At 69.2% G+C, this 15614-nt stretch carries 16 protein-coding genes and 1 pseudogene; 7 read left to right on the plus strand and 10 right to left on the minus strand.

Going from position 1 to position 15614, the window contains the following annotated elements; translation table 11 throughout:
• The first annotated feature begins 31 nt into the window (after nucleotides 1–31).
• The 4 genes from ACRDSK_RS12410 to ACRDSK_RS12425 all read left to right on the plus strand — a co-directional run bounded on the left by ACRDSK_RS12410 (nucleotide 32) and on the right by ACRDSK_RS12425 (nucleotide 2444).
• Entirely contained in the window at nucleotides 32–790 is a 759-nt protein-coding gene (locus ACRDSK_RS12410) for a hypothetical protein (RefSeq protein WP_431440548.1), read from the plus strand.
• On the plus strand, nucleotides 787–1227 hold the full coding sequence (locus tag ACRDSK_RS12415; protein WP_431440550.1) for a phage holin family protein: 441 nt from the start codon (nucleotides 787–789) through the stop codon (nucleotides 1225–1227). Before ACRDSK_RS12410 ends, ACRDSK_RS12415 begins: the two co-directional genes overlap by 4 nt.
• Nucleotides 1224–1883, plus strand: a complete 660-nt coding sequence (locus tag ACRDSK_RS12420; RefSeq protein WP_431440551.1) for a DUF3618 domain-containing protein — start codon at nucleotides 1224–1226, stop codon at nucleotides 1881–1883. Before ACRDSK_RS12415 ends, ACRDSK_RS12420 begins: the two co-directional genes overlap by 4 nt.
• A gap of 183 nt (nucleotides 1884–2066) precedes the next feature.
• A complete protein-coding gene (locus ACRDSK_RS12425) occupies nucleotides 2067–2444 on the plus strand; it encodes an STAS domain-containing protein (RefSeq protein ID WP_431440553.1) in 378 nt (125 codons plus the stop codon).
• A gap of 117 nt (nucleotides 2445–2561) precedes the next feature.
• Here the strand turns inward: ACRDSK_RS12425 and katG are convergent, their stop codons facing one another.
• From katG to ACRDSK_RS12440, 3 genes and pseudogenes are all read right to left on the minus strand, one after another.
• Nucleotides 2562–4838, minus strand: a complete 2277-nt coding sequence (gene katG / locus ACRDSK_RS12430; RefSeq protein ID WP_431440554.1) for a catalase/peroxidase HPI — start codon at nucleotides 4836–4838, stop codon at nucleotides 2562–2564.
• A 23-nt stretch (nucleotides 4839–4861) separates the two neighbouring features.
• Nucleotides 4862–5289, minus strand: a pseudogene (locus tag ACRDSK_RS12435) (Fur family transcriptional regulator).
• A 380-nt stretch (nucleotides 5290–5669) separates the two neighbouring features.
• Nucleotides 5670–6479 (minus strand): endonuclease/exonuclease/phosphatase family protein, encoded by an 810-nt coding sequence (locus tag ACRDSK_RS12440; protein WP_431440556.1) that lies wholly within the window; start codon nucleotides 6477–6479, stop codon nucleotides 5670–5672.
• Nucleotides 6480–6622: 143 nt separating this feature from the next.
• On the opposite strand from ACRDSK_RS12440, the gene ACRDSK_RS12445 reads away from it, so the two are divergent.
• Nucleotides 6623–7222, plus strand: a complete 600-nt coding sequence (locus ACRDSK_RS12445) for a hypothetical protein (protein ID WP_431440557.1) — start codon at nucleotides 6623–6625, stop codon at nucleotides 7220–7222.
• A 35-nt stretch (nucleotides 7223–7257) separates the two neighbouring features.
• Here ACRDSK_RS12445 and ACRDSK_RS12450 read toward each other — a convergent pair whose 3' ends face one another.
• Nucleotides 7258–7722, minus strand: a complete 465-nt coding sequence (locus ACRDSK_RS12450) for a hemerythrin domain-containing protein (RefSeq protein WP_431440559.1) — start codon at nucleotides 7720–7722, stop codon at nucleotides 7258–7260.
• Nucleotides 7723–7846: 124 nt separating this feature from the next.
• Between ACRDSK_RS12450 and ACRDSK_RS12455 the strand changes: the two genes are divergently transcribed.
• On the plus strand, nucleotides 7847–9361 hold the full coding sequence (locus ACRDSK_RS12455; protein WP_431440561.1) for an FAD-dependent oxidoreductase: 1515 nt from the start codon (nucleotides 7847–7849) through the stop codon (nucleotides 9359–9361).
• A gap of 20 nt (nucleotides 9362–9381) precedes the next feature.
• Here the strand turns inward: ACRDSK_RS12455 and ACRDSK_RS12460 are convergent, their stop codons facing one another.
• From ACRDSK_RS12460 to ACRDSK_RS12485, 6 genes are all read right to left on the minus strand, one after another.
• Nucleotides 9382–10200, minus strand: coding sequence for a maleylpyruvate isomerase family mycothiol-dependent enzyme (locus ACRDSK_RS12460; protein ID WP_431440563.1), 819 nt, complete (start codon nucleotides 10198–10200; stop codon nucleotides 9382–9384).
• A complete protein-coding gene (locus ACRDSK_RS12465; protein ID WP_431440565.1) occupies nucleotides 10197–10793 on the minus strand; it encodes an RNA polymerase sigma factor in 597 nt (198 codons plus the stop codon). The genes ACRDSK_RS12460 and ACRDSK_RS12465 overlap by 4 nt, the downstream gene beginning before the upstream one ends.
• Before the next feature lie 21 nt (nucleotides 10794–10814).
• Nucleotides 10815–11636, minus strand: coding sequence for an ATP-binding cassette domain-containing protein (locus tag ACRDSK_RS12470; protein ID WP_431440567.1), 822 nt, complete (start codon nucleotides 11634–11636; stop codon nucleotides 10815–10817).
• Nucleotides 11633–12610, minus strand: a complete 978-nt coding sequence (locus ACRDSK_RS12475) for an ABC transporter permease (RefSeq protein WP_431440569.1) — start codon at nucleotides 12608–12610, stop codon at nucleotides 11633–11635. Before ACRDSK_RS12475 ends, ACRDSK_RS12470 begins: the two co-directional genes overlap by 4 nt.
• The gene (locus ACRDSK_RS12480; protein ID WP_431440571.1) at nucleotides 12610–13710 is read right to left on the minus strand and encodes a substrate-binding domain-containing protein; all 1101 of its coding nucleotides are present in this window, start codon (nucleotides 13708–13710) and stop codon (nucleotides 12610–12612) included. Before ACRDSK_RS12480 ends, ACRDSK_RS12475 begins: the two co-directional genes overlap by 1 nt.
• Nucleotides 13711–13773: 63 nt before the next feature.
• Entirely contained in the window at nucleotides 13774–14928 is a 1155-nt protein-coding gene (locus ACRDSK_RS12485; protein WP_431440572.1) for a mandelate racemase/muconate lactonizing enzyme family protein, read from the minus strand.
• Between the two features lie 53 nt (nucleotides 14929–14981).
• Here ACRDSK_RS12485 and ACRDSK_RS12490 point away from each other — a divergent pair.
• Nucleotides 14982–15614 (plus strand): FadR/GntR family transcriptional regulator (locus ACRDSK_RS12490; protein WP_431440574.1); only part of this gene is annotated, 633 nt, incomplete at its 3' end.

Consider the following 15614-nt stretch of genomic DNA (forward strand, 5'->3'; position numbering starts at 1 on the left):
CCGCCATCGAAGAACCATCCATGGAGGCGAAATGACTCAGCAGCAGGGTGGCCCGACGCCACCGCAAGGAGAGAGATCGACGCCGGACGTGGCGCGCGACGAGGCGGCCGGTGTCGCCCGTACGGCCGCGGACCGAGGCAGCGAGGTGGCCGGGACGGTGAGCGAGCAGACGAGCCGGGTCACCTCGGAGACGACACGGCAGGCGCGCAACCTGCTGCACGAGGGCAAGGACCAGCTCAGCAGCCAGGCCCGCCAGGGACAGGAACGCGCCGCCGAAGGGTTGCGACAGGTCGCCGACCAGCTGCACCAGATGTCGGAGCGGGTCGACGGAGAAGGAGTGGCGCCAGAGATGGCCCGTCAGGCAGCGGACAAGACCCGTGGTCTGGCCTCCTGGCTCGAGAGCCGGGATCCCGGAGCCGTGCTCGACGAGGTACGGCGATTCGCGCGGCGCAAGCCGGCGGCGTTTCTCATCGGTGCGGCGATGGCCGGCGTCGCAGTCGGCCGACTGACTCGCGGCGCGGTCGCCGCGCAGAGCGCGGACTCGGGGGGCGACTCCGGCGGCGACGATCTTCGGGCCCGGCAGAGCGGCCCCAACGGTGGGCAGCGCAGCCGCCCTGGATCCGCCCCGCTGCCGCCACCGCCAGCGACACCGGTGCCGCATCCGGCCCAGCAGGCCTACCCCGCGTCCGTGCCACCGGCCGGTCCGCTGTCCCCGCCACCGCCCGCGACACCGCAGGTGCCCCCCGTGCCTCCGGCGGTCGAGCCACAGCCGGGGAGGGTGAACCGATGACCGTCCCGACCGGCACCCCCGGCAGCGCCGGCGGACGGGCGCGCGAGCGAACCGACGTGGCGGACGTGTCGCTGGGCGAGCTGCTCGGGAACGTCTCCCACGACCTGTCGACGCTCATGCGTCAGGAGGTCGCCCTCGCCAAGGCGGAGATCAAGGCCGAGGCCACCAAGGCGGGCAAGGGTGGCGGGATGCTGGCCGGCGCCGGCCTGGCCGGCTGGCTGGCCGTGTTGTTCGCTTCGATCGCCCTGTGGTGGGCGCTCGCCAACGTGATGGACGAAGGGCTCGCCGCGCTGATCGTGGCCGTGCTGTGGGCCGTCATCGGCGGCGTCCTGTTCGCCACCGGTCGCCGCACGCTGCGCACCATGAACCCCACCCCGGAACGCACCGTGGACACGGTCAAGCAGGTTCCGGATGCCCTGAAAGGAAACATGTCATGACCACTCCGTACACCGCGGGGCCTACGGATCCGGATCGACTGCGCAGCCAGATCGAGCACACTCAGCGCAGCCTGAGCGCGGACGTCGATCTGCTCGCAGAGAAGGTCACACCGACCCGCGTCGCGCGCCGCAGGATCGACCGGGCTCGCAGATCGATGAGCTCCATGCGGGACCGCGTGATGGGTCCGTCCTCGGACACCGCTTCGTCGGTCGGACACCAGGTGCAGGACACCGCCTCCTCGGTCGCCGACACGGCATCGTCGGTCGCCGGCGAGGCGGCCCACACGGTCCGGGAGACACCGGATGCCATCCGTCGTGGAACCGAGGGCAACCCGGTCGCGGCCGGTCTCATCGCCTTCGGCGCCGGGTGGCTGCTTTCCACTCTCGCTCCACCGACCAAGCCGGAGCAGGAGCTCGCGGAGCAGGCGACCAACTGGGCACGTGACCACAGTGGACCGGTGAAGGAACAGGTCGGCCGGGTCGCGGAGGAGGTCAAGGAGAACATGCGCGAACCGGTCCAGCAAGCGGCCGAGACCGTGAAGTCCACCGCGACCGATGCCGTGGAGACCGTCAAGGACGACACCCGCTCCGCGGCAGGCGATGTCGGAGACCGCGCCCAGCAGGCCCGGGATTCCGTGCAGGACAACAGGTCGTAGGTACGGCGACAGGTGGGGCCGATTCGGGGATCGGCCCACCTGAGCCCGGCTCGACGAGTTCGGCAGGGTGCGAGATCGTCGCGTACACTCGGAGCGAACGGTCAAGCCAGTGCCGTGCCGCATTCACACTCAGCGCGGGACTCGGCAGCTCAGCACCGCTTCCCGCTCGGTCCAGGAGATGTCATGGCCGAGCCAACCTCAACCGCTAATCCCCGGTTCGTCGACGCCCAGCAGGCTATGGCCGTGTGCGTCGCCGTGCGACGGCTCCGGGGCGATCTAGTCGTGGTCACCGTCCGTGGGGAGATCGACCTTTCCAACATCTCGCTGCTGGAGAAAGACTTGGCCCGCTACGAACAGGAGCCGTGGCTGGTCATCGACATGTCGTCGGTCCAGTTCTGCGCTGTCGTGGGTGCACGACTGCTCCACACCATGGCCATCCGCTCTTCGGTGGCCGGCCAGCGGTTCGAGGTCGTCGACAACCCGGCGATCGCGCGGGTTCTGGCGGCGACCGGTCTCGCGGATGGCATCACACGCCGAAGCTCACGCGAACCGCAATCCTGACAGCGACAGCCGCGCTTGGCACGCCGGCATCGATGGCCGAACCGGTGGTAAGCCGTCCGCCCGGCCCGAGCCCGGCCGATCCAACAGCGATCGGCCGGGCTCGTCGGTGCGGTCGGGTCAGGCGAGGTCGAACCGGTCGAGCTCCATGACCTTGGTCCAGGCCGCGACGAAGTCGGTCACGAACCTCTCGCGCGCGTCCTGGCTGGCGTAGACCTCGGCTAGGGCGCGCAGCTGGGAGTTGGAGCCGAAGACGAGGTCGACCACCGTGGCGGTCCACTTCACCTCGTCGGTGGCCAGGTCCCGGATCTCGTACACGTGCTCCTCGGACTCCGACGCCTTCCACCGGGTACCCGGCGAGAGCAGGTTGGTGAAGAAGTCGTTGGTGAGCGCGCCGGGCCGGTCGGTAAGGACGCCATGCCGACTGCCGCCGACGTTGGCCCCGATGCAGCGCAGGCCGCCGACGAGGACGGTCATCTCGGGTGCGGTCAGGTTGAGCATGTAGGCGCGGTCGACGAGCAGCACCTCCGGCTGGAGCTTCTCACCGGGCCGCAGGTGGTTGCGGAACCCGTCGGCACGCGGCTCGAGAACCCCGAAGGACTCGACGTCGGTCTGCTCCTGGGTGGCGTCGGTGCGACCCGGGTGGAACGGCACGGTCACCTCGGAGCCGGCGTCGCGCGCCGCCTTCTCGACGGCGGCCGAGCCGGCCAGCACGATCAGGTCGGCGAGCGAGATCTTCGCGCCCCCGGCGTCGTTGAACTCCCGCTGGATGCCCTCGAGCTTCTCCAGGACCGTCGCGAGCTGCTCGGGCTGGTTGACCTCCCAGCCGCGCTGGGGCTCGAGCCGGATCCGGGCGCCGTTGGCGCCGCCGCGCTTGTCCGTGTACCGGAAACTCGCGGCGGAGGCCCACGCGGTGGAGACCAGCTGCGCGGTCGTGAGGCCGGACTCGAGGACCTTCGCCTTGAGTGCGGTGATGTCGGCGTCACCCACGATCTCGTGGTCGACGGCCGGCACCGGATCCTGCCACAGCTGGGGCTCGGCGACCCAGGGTCCCAGGAAGCGGCTTACCGGGCCCATGTCGCGGTGCAGCAGCTTGTACCAGGCCTTGGCGTAGGCCAGCGCGAACTCGTCGGGGTTCTCCAGGAAGCGGCGGGAGATCTTCTCGTAGGTCGGGTCGACGCGCAGCGACAGGTCGGTCGTGAGCATCGTCGGCCTGTGCCTCTTGGCCGGGTCGTGCGCGTCCGGGATGATCGCCTCGGCGTCCTTGGCGACGTACTGCTTGCCGCCACCGGGGCTCGTGGTGAGCTCCCACTCGTAGCCGAAGAGGATCTCGAAGAAGCGGTTGCTCCATTGCGTCGGCTTGTCGGTCCACGTCACCTCGAGCCCACTGGTGATCGCGTCACCGCCCTTGCCGCTGGCGTAGGTGCTCAGCCAGCCCATGCCCTGCGCCTCCAGCGGGGCGCCCTCGGGCTCCGGGCCCACGTGGTCGTCGGAGACGCCGGCGCCGTGGGTCTTGCCGAAGGTGTGGCCGCCGGCGATGAGGGCCACGGTCTCCTCGTCGTTCATCGCCATCCTGGCGAACGTCTCCCGGATGAAGTAGGCCGCCGAGGCCGGGTCCGCGTTGCCGCGTGGCCCTTCGGGGTTGACGTAGATGAGCCCCATCTCGGTCGCGCCGAGCTCGGGCGCCATCTCCGCGTCGCCGATGTAGCGCTCGTCGCCCACCCAGGCGTCCTCCGGGCCCCAGAAGATCTCCTCCGGCTCCCAGACGTCCTCGCGACCGAAGCCGAAGCCGAAGGTCGTGAAGCCCATCGACTCCATGGCGACGTTGCCCGCGAGCACGAGCAGGTCGGCCCACGAGATCCTCTGCCCGTACTTCTCCTTGACCGGCCACAGCAGCCGGCGCGCCTTGTCGAGGTTGGCGTTGTCCGGCCAGCTGTTGAGCGGGGCGAACCGCTGACCGCCGTCGCCGGCGCCGCCGCGTCCGTCGTGGATGCGGTAGGTGCCCGCGGCGTGCCAGCTCATTCGAATCATCAGACCGCCGTAGTGGCCGAAGTCGGCCGGCCACCAGTCCTGCGAGGTGGTGAGTACCGCGACGATGTCCCGTTTGAGGGCCTCGACGTCGAGCTTGGCGAACTCCTTGGCATAGCTGAAGTTCTCCCCCAGCGGGTTGCCCTTCGACGAATGGGCGTGCAACACGGAGAGGTCGAGCTGGTTGGGCCACCAGTCCCGGATCGTGCGCGGACGCCCGCCCGTCTTCGAGGTCGGCGAGTCGATCGCCGGGTTCTCGCTCTCGCTGCCGTGCGCGGTCACCGAGTCGTGCGCGACCGGGCAGCCGGCCGCCGACTTCTCGTCCACGCCCTGCGCGCTTGAGGAGGCGTTGTCCTGGGTGTTGCTCATCTACTTCCTCTCGAACTGGTGGATCAACGGGCAGTGCGTTCGGCCGTGCAGTCGGGGCAGGTGCCCCAATAGACGACCTCCGCCTCGTCGACCACGAAACCGTGGTCGTCCGAGGCGGTGAGACAGGGGGCGTGGCCGACGGCGCAGTCGACGTCCGCGATCGCACCGCAGAAGCGGCACACGACATGGTGGTGGTTGTCACCCACCCGGGACTCGTAGCGGGCAGTCGCGCCTGCGGGCTGGATGCGCCGCACCAGACCCGCGTCGGTGAGCGCCTGCAGCACGTCGTAGATCGCCTGGTGGGAAACCGAGGGATGCTCAGCCCGCACCAGCTCGATCACCGCTTGGGTGTCGATGTGCGGATGGTCGCGCAGCGCGGCGAGCACGGCCAACCGGGGCGGGTCACGCGCAACGAGACCGCCCGAAGCTGCGCCTCGAAGTCGGACCTCACATGAGTGACGCTACAGCGCTTGTCTGGAACAAATCAAGTTTGCGACGTCACGTCGACACCCCAAACCGCACCCTCGCTGCTCACGCTCCCGCGAGTGCCCTGGGTCGCCCGTGACGCCGTCCACGCTCACCGCAACGGAAGGCGGGGTGGGTTCGCACCGACCGATTGTGCGCGTCGAGATCGCCGGAGGCGAGATCGGGCTTCCGCCTGAATGGGGGCTATTGCGAGCCGGCTCCCTCCGCGTCCGGGTCCGAGGTGCCGTGTCGGTCGGTCCGACGCCGGCACGCTCCTCATCGGACACGACCCGACTCGGTCCGCTCTCTTCGGGTGGCGCGCCGAACGCCTTCTTGTTCGCCTCGGTAGCTCGTTCGCTTCCGCCTTCACCGACATCCGGCGACCAGCAGCTCCGCGATCAGGCCGAAGTGGTCACTCCCCCACACGCCGGCCACCGGGGTCGTGAAGGTGCGGTCGCATCGCACGGCATGCACGGTCGGACCGCCGCCGTCCTCACAGCGAACCATGATGTAGTCGATCCGCCGGTCGAGGTCGGTTCGCCAGCGCGGCGTGATGAGCGGCATGATCGACGGGGCGAAGGTGTGGCCCGGTTCCGCGCCGTGAGTGAGCTCCCAGACGTCGCGGTACGCCACGCTGGTGCCGTCAAGCGACTGCAGGCCGCGCCAGAATCGAATGCTCGCCGACTCGGGCATGGCGTCGAAGTCGCCGCCGAGCACGACGTGCTGGCCGGTGCGCTCGACGATCTCCTCGACCAGGCGCGCGGTCTTGACGCACTGCTGCTCCCGCTCGTACTCCAGCTCGGTCTTGTAGGAGGGCTTGTGGTTGACGAGCAACAACGGCACCTCGCTGTGTGGCCAGTGCACATCGGCGAGCAGCGCCGACGCCGCGAAGTCCTCGGTTCTGGGGCCGGCGCGCAGATCGAGCTCACGTACCGCGCCGATCCGCCACCGGCTCGCGATGGAGATGCCGGAGCCATCGGGCTCCCGCACCGGGTGGTGCGAGACGTGGAAGTCGTCCCCGAGCAGGTCCGCGACCATGTCGTGCTCCTCGGTCACCACCGCCTCCTGGAACAGCAGCACGTCCGGCCGCAACCTCCGCACGCCGTCGGCGAGCACCGGCCGTCGACTCGGCCAGTCCTCGTGGTGGCCCAGCAGGTTCTGAGTGATCAGGCGCATGCGTCCATCATGAGGAACCCGAGTGCCATGCGCCGATCTGCGCCAGACACGGTCCTGGTGCCACCGCGATGGAGATCCGAGGGGCATACTGCCGACTGGCACGCGCCAGGGACCCATCCGGCGCGGACATCGCGGAGGGCCGAGTGGACATCCAGGAGTTGCAGGCGCACCAGCAGTTCCACATGCACCAGAAGATCACCATGATGATCAACCGCTACGAGATCTTCACCGACGACGGCCAGGGCGAGCCCGGGCGGCTGGTCGCCTTCGTCGAACAGAAACGCATGACGTTCAAGGAACAGGTCACCCTCTACACCGATGAGAGCAAGCAGTCCGTGCTGGCCGCGTTCAAGGCCCGCAAGGTGATCGACCTGGCCAGCGCCTACGACGTGACCACCCCGGAGGGCGCGCCGATCGGCGTCTTCGGCAAGAAGTTCGGCAAGTCCCTGCTGCGTTCCACCTGGCAGCTGGACCAGCCCGGCCAGGCGCCGCTCACCATCAGCGAACGCAGCATGCCGATGGCCCTGTTCCGCCGGATCTGGGACTTCATCCCCTGGGCGGGCGACGTCCCCTTCCCATGGAAGTACCACTTCGACTTCTTCCGCGACACGACCGTCGTGGGCATCTTCGAGAAGAAGACCCGCTTCCGAGACCACTACCTCGTCCGCATCCAGGACCCGAGCCTGGACCGCCGACTGGTACTGGCCCAGGCCGTGGCACTGGACGCCTTGCAGTCCCGCTAGTCACCATCGCGACCTGGTCGTCACCTCGTGCTCTGTCAGGTGTTGCGGCCGCTGAGCGCGTCGCGCATCCGGTCGATGAGGCCGACACCCGGGCCGAGGGTCTTGTTGGCCGGCGGGCGATCAGGCGCCGACGGGTGCGGCCTCGTCGGCGCGATCTTCTTGCTCTGCTGGAACTTCTTGCCGAGCTCACGTAGCTCGTCGAACCGCGGATCGGTGACGTCGGTGCCGTCGAGCGCCTTCATCAGCTCCTCGGCCTCGGCGTGCTCTTCGAGCTCATGGTCGGCGATCTCGTCTCCGTCCGGCAGAGCCTTGCGCGCCGCCGGGTACAGGTACTGCTCCTCGGCCACCGAGTGCCGGACCAGCTCGGCGATCAAGTGCTCCACGAGCTCTCGCCGCGATCTCCGGTCACCGCTCACCTCCAGCTCGGCGAACACGCTCTCCACCTCGCGGTGGTCGGCGATGATGGCATCGATGAGGTCCTGCTGCTCGGTCGTGGTCACGATTCCTCCTCGCAGTCGGGAACGGTCAGGGATAGCCCGCTGACCGTCGCCGAACCCCGCGGACGCGAAGTGTGCGCCGCTCGCTCGCGGGTACTCCCCGGCTCGGCGGAACGGGGTGATCGGCATGGAGACAACGACCGCACGGCATTCGCTGTGGCTGGAGGACCTGCCGGACAGTGGCTTCCCAGGCCTCTCCGGCACCGGGCGATGCGATGTGGCCGTGATCGGTGGCGGCTTGGCCGGGCTCACCACCGCGCTGCTGCTCAAACAGGCGGGCATGCGGGTGGCGGTGCTCGAGGCCGGACGGGTGGGTGCCGGCGTCAGCGGGAACAACACGGCCAAGGTCACCGCGTTGCAGGCCACTGTGTACTCCAGCATCGCCGGGCGGCATGGTGCCGCCGCGGCTGCCGACTACGCACAGGCGAGCGCCGCGGGAGTCGACCTCGTCGCCGAGCTCGCCGAGCTCGTCGGGTGCGATCTTCGTCGAGCCACCGCGTTCACCTACGCGATCAGCGAGCGGGAACGCGGCGTCGTGGCGGCAGAGGCGGAGGCGGCGCGCCAGGCCGGGCTGCCGGTCACGTTCGATGCCACGGCCGCGCTGGACATGCCATTCCCCACCTACGGGGCGGTCGGCCTGGACGACCAGATCATGCTGCACCCGCTGCGCTACGCCTCGGGTCTGGCGGCCGCGGTCGACGGGGACGGCTGCCAGGTGTTCGAACACGCTCGGGTGCTGGATGTGCGCGAAGGCCACCCGTGCCAGGTGGTGACCGCGGACGGCACCCTCGCCGCGGACCGCGTGGTGATCGCCACCCACTTTCCCTTCCTGGATCGCGGGTTGTACTTCGCCCGCTTGGAGGCCACCCGCTCTTACTGCATCGCCGCCCGGCTGCGCAGCGGCACCCCACCCGGCGGCATGGCCATCAGTGCCGGCGACCCGGCCTGGTCGACCAGTGCGAGCGGGGATCTGCTGATCCTGGCCGGACAGAGTCACACCGCCGGTCAAGGCGACGGCGGCGCGCGACCCTACGACCGGCTCGCGACCTTCGCCCGCCGGCACTGGGACGTCGAGCAGGTCACGCACCGCTGGTCAGCACAGGATCCCGTCGCCTACGACCACCTCCCCATGATCGGCACCTACCGCCCTGGCTCCGGACGGCTGTACGTCGCCACGGGGTTCCAGAAGTGGGGCCTGTCCACGAGCGCGTTCGCCGCGTCCATCCTCGCCAACCTGATCACCGGCCAGGCCGGTCCCTGGGCCGACCGGTTCAGCCCCCACCGCCTCAGCCTGCGCGCCACTCCCACGCTCGCTCGCCTCAACGCCACCGTCGCCACGCACTTCATCGGAGACCGGCTCCGCCGGCCGGACACCACCACCCACGACGACGTTCCCGTGTGCGAGGCCAAGGTCGTCAAGGACCACCGAGGCAAGACGGGCGTCTACCGCGACGAGACCGGCGCCCTGCACGCCGTCTCCCTTCGCTGCACCCACCTTGGCTGCCTGCTGCGCTTCAACCCAGCCGAGGTCAGCTGGGACTGCCCCTGCCACGGCTCCCGCTTCGACGTCGACGGCAACGTCCTCGAAGGCCCCGCCACCCGGCCGCTACCCCAGCGCCGACCGTCGAAAGAGCCTCGCTGAGTCGGCAGCCCGCCGCCAGCTCACTCGTCGCTGAAGAACGTCATCGCGGCCAGGAGATCGGCAGCGACCTCTCGGTCCCCGGTCACGGTGAGCGGCACGGCTTCCGGGGTGCGCCTGTTCGCCGCCAGGTAGCAGAACTCGAGCGCGTCGGCCGTGATGCTCACGTCGGGCCGGTCCGCGTCGGCCGGGGTATTGCTGGACAGGGAGATGAACCATTCCTGGGTCATGGCGCCGGTCAGGCTGATGCGCGCGCCGCGGCCGACATGGTCCCGCCCCGACAGGCGCAGCGCCGTCGGCAGTGAGCGGATGTGTAGATCGGCGAGGCTGCGCAGGTGCGCGGGTCGTGGCGGATCCGCCTGCCGCCCGATGGCCAGCCGGATGTCGTCGGCGTGGATCCACGTCTCGAACGCGCGGTTCAGGTACGCGTGGCCGAGCGGCATCGACAGCCCCGCGAAGTCGACCCGGCCGGCGAGCGGAGCGAACACCGCGTGACGCAGGAGTGCGAACGCCTGTTCCCGCCAGGTCCGGTAGCTCTGCTCGGGAGACGCCCCCTGGACGTCGGCCTTCGGCGGATCCAGCGGCAACAGGCCGGCGAGCGACCTGTCGTTCCCGGCGAGGTGGTCGACCAGCTGTCGTGCCGTCATCCCACCGAGCACTGTGGTGTCCCACTGCGCGGCGGTCGCCTCACGGAGCAACACGTCCAACTTTCGGACTTCCAGGCCGTAGGGCACAGCCTGCGGCGGCAGCGCCTCGGGGTCGGGGTAGCCGGCCGGGCGGGCATCCAGCGCGGCGGTGAGGATCGCGGAGCGCAACTCACGCGGCGGATTCCTGTCGGTCATGGCATCCCCTCCGCCGCCAGTCTCCGTCTGAGTGCCGCCAGGCCCGCCAGCAGCCGCGACTTCGCCGTACCTTCGGGAATCCCCAACATGGTCGCGACGCGCCGGAAGGTATGACCTTCGAAGTATGCCAGGCGAATCGCCGTGCGTTGATGATCCGGCAGGGCGTCGACCGCCCGGCGGATCAACGCGTGTCCCGCCGCGGCATCGGTCAGATCCGCCGGGTCGGGAACGGTTTCGGAGCCGGCGTTCGCGATCTCCCGCCGACGCCGGGCGACCTCCTGCCGAACCCAGTCCACCCCACGCCGGTAGGCGATCATGCGAAGCCAGGTCTTGAACTCGCCGCGATCAGGGTCGAACCGCGACGGATGAGCCCAGATGTAGACGAAGACCTCCTGGGCGATGTCCTGCGCGGCAGTCCGGTTGTTGGTCACCCCCAGCGCCTGCTGGTACACGGTGAGCCCGAAGCTGTCGTACAACTCGGCGAGGGCGGCCTCGTCTCCGGAGATCAGTCTGGCCCGCAGCTCGTGGTCGGGTAACGACATTGACCAGCCTCCCAGTGCACCGCTTCCTAAGAAATGGAGCACCGTCGCCACGTCCAGATACCGTGAACCGAGTCACCCGGAGTCCCGCGCGGTCTGATCCGTCGCCGAGTCGCCGGACCCGTTCAGCCGGTACTCGGCGTGCACGAGGTCGAGCAGTTCGGCGACGGAGGTCTCCTTCGCCGGGCGATCGAAGGTGATCTCGCCGTGCTGCAACAGGTTGACCCGGTCGCAGACATCCACGATCTGGCCGTAGTTGTGCGCGATGAGGATGATCGCGAGGTCGCCGCGCTGCCGTAGCTCGACCAGCAGCCGCAGGATCAGCGCACTCTCCTTGGCGCCCATCGCGGCGAGCGGCTCGTCCAGCAGCAACAGCCTCGCGTCGGCGAACACCGAGCGAGCTACCGCGATGGCCTGTCGCTGACCGCCGGAGAGCATGCTCACCTCGGCGGTCACCGACGGGATGTCGATGCCGATCGAGTCCAGTGCCTCCCGCGCCCGGCGGCGCATCTCCCGGCGGCGCAGGAACGGCAGCGGCCGGTGCACCAACTCCCTGTTCAGGTGCAGGTTGAGGTAGACCGGGAGATCGTCGACCATCGCGAGGTCCTGGAAGACCGTCTCGATGCCCAGCGACCGGGCATGCACGACCGACTTCAGCTGCACCGGCTCGCCCTCGAACAGCAGGCTGCCGCCGTCCGGCTGGTGGTAGCCGGTCAGGATCTTGATCAAGGTGGACTTGCCTGCGCCGTTGTCCCCGATCAGGCCGAGCACCTCTCCCCTGCGTACGTGCAGGTTGACGTCGGTGAGTGCGCGGACCGGCCCGAAGCTCTTGCTGATCCCCTCGGCCCGGATGACCTCGTCGTTCATGTCGGCGTCGTTCGTGTGAGCGTCGTTCATGCCAGCTCCCGTGATCCCATCCGTTTCCGCAACACGAGTAGCGAGACGTTGAGGATCATGGCGATCAGAATGGCGGCCCCGAGCACGACGTTGAACGCGTTCGCGCTCACCCCGAGCACGTTGAACCCGTCGAAGGCGATGCCCAGCAGCAGCGCGCCGAGGAACGCGCCGACCACCGTGCCCGTTCCGCCGAGCAGCGCCGTGCCGCCGATGACCGCGGACGCCACCCCGAAGAACATCATGTCGAACCCGCCGTTGGTCGGGTCGTAGGAGCCGACCCGGGTGCCCTGCAGGATCCCGGCCAGCCCGGCCAGCGTGCCGAGCACCGCGAAGTTGATCACCTTGATCCGGTTGATCGCGATGCCCGACTCCGCGGCGCCCACCCGGTTCCCACCGGTCGCCTGGGTGTGGATGCCGAACCGGGTGCCGGACAGGATCACCTGCAGGACGATGATCACGCCGATCGCCCAGAGCAGCTCCGACCACCTCGCCCCGCCGAACACCTGCATCACCGCGGCGTCCTTCGGTGCCGCGACCGGCCGGCCGTTGGAGATGATCAGCACCAGTCCGTAGAGCAGGAAGGCCATCCCGAGTGTGGTGATGAACGACGGGATGCCGAGCACCGTCCTGATCAACCCGTTGACCATCCCGATCAGCATGCTGGCCACGATCGCGCCGAGCAGGGCGAGCGCGAGCGGCCAGCTGTTCACGTAGAACTGCATGAGCAGGAACGGGGCGAGGGCGAACACGAACCCGGCGGACAGGTCGATCTCCCCGCAGATCAGCAGCATCACCTCGCCGGCGGCGATGATCGCCCACGGCGCGACGTACTGCGCGATCGTCCGGTAGTTGTCGACCGAGTTGAACGCGTCGCTGGCAGCCGAGAAGTAGATCGCCGCGGCGATGGTGACGAGCAGGATGCTGAGCTCCTTGACCCGCATCAACCCGAGCAGAAACCGCCGGCTGCCGGGCATCAGCGGGTCAACACCGACGGCGGGGGCAGCGGGATCGAGCCGGGCATCTCGACCAGGTCGTCGTTGTCGCCGCCCTCGAACTTGCTGCGCGCCGAGGCGTACGGGCCGACGTTCTCCTTGGTGACGAACGTGAGCCCGGTGTCGGTGACCGGCGGGGCGACCAGCGTGCCGGACAGCCGGAACAGGTAGAGGTACAGCACGGACAGGAAACCCTGCAGGTACGGCGACTGGTCGATGGTGAAGTCGAGCGCGCCGGACTCCACGCCGGCGATCGAATCGTCGAGCAGGTCGAACCCACCGCCGCCGACCTTGCCGGTCAGGCCCCGGTCGCCGATCAGCTTCGCGCAGGCGGCCGTGCTGCCGGCGTCGACGGCGTAGATGCCCTTGGCGTCCCGCTGGCCGGTGTGCGCGGCCTCCATGGCGCTGAGCTCCGCGGCCTGCTCGGCGCCGGTGTTCACGGACTGGACGCGCACGCCGGGCGCGACCTGCTTGAGCGCGTCGATGATGCCGTCCAGCCGGGGCTGCACGTTGTTGCCGCCCGGCTGGGAGATGCCGACCAGGATGGTCCCGGAGGTGATCTTCTCCGCGATCTTCTCGCCCATCTTGTACCCGGACAGGTACAGGTCCTGACCGACGTAGGTGAGCGGGAAGTTGTCGGCGGCGTTCGCGTTGTAGGAGAGCACCGGGATGCCGGCGCCCAGCGCGCGCTTGGTGAGGTCGACGAACGCGTTGTCGTCGGTCAGCGCGACCGCGATCCCGTGTGCCTTGCTGTTGACCGCGGTCTCCATCGCGCTGGCCATCTGCGCGACGTTGCCGTTCTCCGACCCGGTCCACTGCGGCTCGGGAAGACCGACGAGCTTCGCGGCGTCGGCGAGGCCGGTCCTGGTCGGGACGAAGAAGGAGTTCGTCGTCACATGGTTGACGAAGACGAACCGCCACTCCGGGGTTTCCGGGAACACCCCGGTACCCCCGCCGCTGTCCTGGCCCTCCTGGACGCTGTCGCACGCCGCGAGCAGCGGGCTCGCGGCGATGGCGCCACCACCCAGGCCCAGCGCCTTCAGTGCTGTTCTACGGGACGTGGTGCCGGTTTCAGACTTCATCGTTTGACCCCGCATCCATCTCGGCGGTAGTAGTGTGAATCATTCGATGATTCGTTAATAGAGTCAAGAGCTTTGTGCCTGCCGGCGCTCCCAGCCCGCGGCGAACAGGTTGAAGTCCACCGACCCGCGCGGGTGTTCGGCCAACGCCTCGTGGTTCAGCTCGACGCCGAGTCCGGGCTTGTCGGGCAGTGCGAAGTACCCGTCCACCACCTCACCGAGCCCGGGCACGCAGTCGTTGACGAACGGGTCGGCGAAGTCGTTGAAGTACTCCTGGATGCAGAAGTTGACGGTGGTCGCGGCCAGGTGCACGTTGGCCGCCGTGGAGATGGCGCCGCCGACGTTGTGCGGGGCCATGAGCAGGTAGTGGGTCTCGGCCGCGCCGGCCAGCTTCTTCGCCTCGAGCAGTCCGCCGGAATGGGTGATGTCGGTCTGGATGATGTCCGCGGCCTGCAGTTCGAACAGCTCGCGATAGTCGAAGCGGGTGTGCATCCGCTCGCCGGTGGCGATCGGGATGTCGGTGTGCGCGGCCACTTTGGCCAGCGCCTTGAGGTTCTCCGGGGGCACCGGCTCCTCGAGCCACGCCGGCCGGTAGGGCGCCAGCAGCCCGGCGATGCGGATCGCCGTGGCCGCGCTGAACCTGCCGTGCATCTCGACGAGGATCTCGACGTCCGGGCCGACCGCGTCGCGGACGGCCTCGACCAGTGTCAGCGAGCGGGCGGTCTCATCGGGGTCCAGCTCGAACATGCCGGCGCCGAACGGGTCGAGCTTGAGCGCGCGGTAGCCGCGTGCGACGACGGCGCGCGCGGCGGCATGGAAGTCCTCCGGCGTGCGCTCCACCTGGTACCAGCCGTTGGCGTAGGCCTTGATCCGGTCGCGCACGGCGCCGCCCAGCAGCTTGTACACCGGCAGACCGAGCGCCTTGCCCTGGATGTCCCAGCAGGCGATCTCGATCGTGGCGAGCGCCGACATGGCGATCTCGCCGGGACGCGCGTAGTCGTGGCGCGTCATCCGGTGCACCAGGCTCTCCACGTCGAACGGGTCGGAGCCGCGTACGTACCGAGGCACGGCTTCGGCCAGGTAGCCGTGCAACGCGTCGGTGTGGTTGAGCATCCGCACCTCGCCGAGGCCGGTGATGCCCTCGTCGGTGCGCAGTTCGACGATGGTGATGTTGCGCCACGGCGTGCCGAGTACGTGCGTACGGACCTCGCGTATCTTCATCAACCGAGATTAGGACGTTTGACTTTATCTATCAATCATTCGATGATTCGCGCGTGAGATCAGAAAAGAGTCCGCTGGGCCGCCACCGGACGATGCACGGTCAGGTCGTGGAATGGCTCGGCCGGCGCATCGTGTCCGGGGAGCTGTCGCACGGGAGCCAGCTGCCGAACGAGGCGGAGCTGGCCGCGGAGCTCAAGGTCAGCCGCGGCGGGGTACGCGAGGCGGTCAAGGCGCTGGCCGCCAAGGGACTCGTCGAGCCCCGGCCCCGGCTGGGCACCCGGGTGCTGCCCCGCGATCAGTGGAACCTGATGGATCGCGAGGTCATCGACTGGCATGGGCAGGCCGCCGCACCGGACTTCCTCGATGACCTGCTCGAGCTGCGCCTGATGGTCGAGCCGGGCGCGGCGCGGCTGGCCGCCGAGCGGGCCAGCGACGAGCAACTCGCCGCCCTCGAGGCGGCCTACGCGGGCATGGCCGAACACGCGCCCGAGCTGCCCGCGGCCGAGCAGGCCTTTGTGGACGCCGACCTGACGTTCCACCTGACCCTGCTGCGTGCCAGCGGCAACCAGCTGATCCAGCAGCTTGGCCGGCTGCTGGAGACGAGCCTGCTGCACGGGTTGGAGGCGAGCTCGCACGCACCGGGCGGCGTGACGGCGACGCTCCCCCTGCACCGCGCGGTCCTGCTC

This window comes from Actinophytocola sp. (assembly GCF_050699915.1).
Classification (GTDB): Bacteria; Actinomycetota; Actinomycetes; order Mycobacteriales; family Pseudonocardiaceae; genus Actinophytocola.

What these genes read in the sequence shown, in the direction of transcription:
- ACRDSK_RS12480 (WP_431440571.1), bottom strand. Translation starts at nt 13,710, where the DNA reads ATGAAGTCTGAAACCGGCACCACGTCCCGTAGAACAGCACTGAAGGCG.
- ACRDSK_RS12485 (WP_431440572.1), bottom strand. Translation starts at nt 14,928, where the DNA reads ATGAAGATACGCGAGGTCCGTACGCACGTACTCGGCACGCCGTGGCGC.
- ACRDSK_RS12425 (WP_431440553.1), top strand. Translation starts at nt 2,067, where the DNA reads ATGGCCGAGCCAACCTCAACCGCTAATCCCCGGTTCGTCGACGCCCAG.
- ACRDSK_RS12410 (WP_431440548.1), top strand. Translation starts at nt 32, where the DNA reads ATGACTCAGCAGCAGGGTGGCCCGACGCCACCGCAAGGAGAGAGATCG.
- ACRDSK_RS12475 (WP_431440569.1), bottom strand. Translation starts at nt 12,610, where the DNA reads ATGCCCGGCAGCCGGCGGTTTCTGCTCGGGTTGATGCGGGTCAAGGAG.
- ACRDSK_RS12470 (WP_431440567.1), bottom strand. Translation starts at nt 11,636, where the DNA reads ATGAACGACGCTCACACGAACGACGCCGACATGAACGACGAGGTCATC.
- katG (WP_431440554.1), bottom strand. Translation starts at nt 4,838, where the DNA reads ATGAGCAACACCCAGGACAACGCCTCCTCAAGCGCGCAGGGCGTGGAC.
- ACRDSK_RS12460 (WP_431440563.1), bottom strand. Translation starts at nt 10,200, where the DNA reads ATGACCGACAGGAATCCGCCGCGTGAGTTGCGCTCCGCGATCCTCACC.
- ACRDSK_RS12420 (WP_431440551.1), top strand. Translation starts at nt 1,224, where the DNA reads ATGACCACTCCGTACACCGCGGGGCCTACGGATCCGGATCGACTGCGC.
- ACRDSK_RS12440 (WP_431440556.1), bottom strand. Translation starts at nt 6,479, where the DNA reads ATGCGCCTGATCACTCAGAACCTGCTGGGCCACCACGAGGACTGGCCG.
- ACRDSK_RS12455 (WP_431440561.1), top strand. Translation starts at nt 7,847, where the DNA reads ATGGAGACAACGACCGCACGGCATTCGCTGTGGCTGGAGGACCTGCCG.
- ACRDSK_RS12415 (WP_431440550.1), top strand. Translation starts at nt 787, where the DNA reads ATGACCGTCCCGACCGGCACCCCCGGCAGCGCCGGCGGACGGGCGCGC.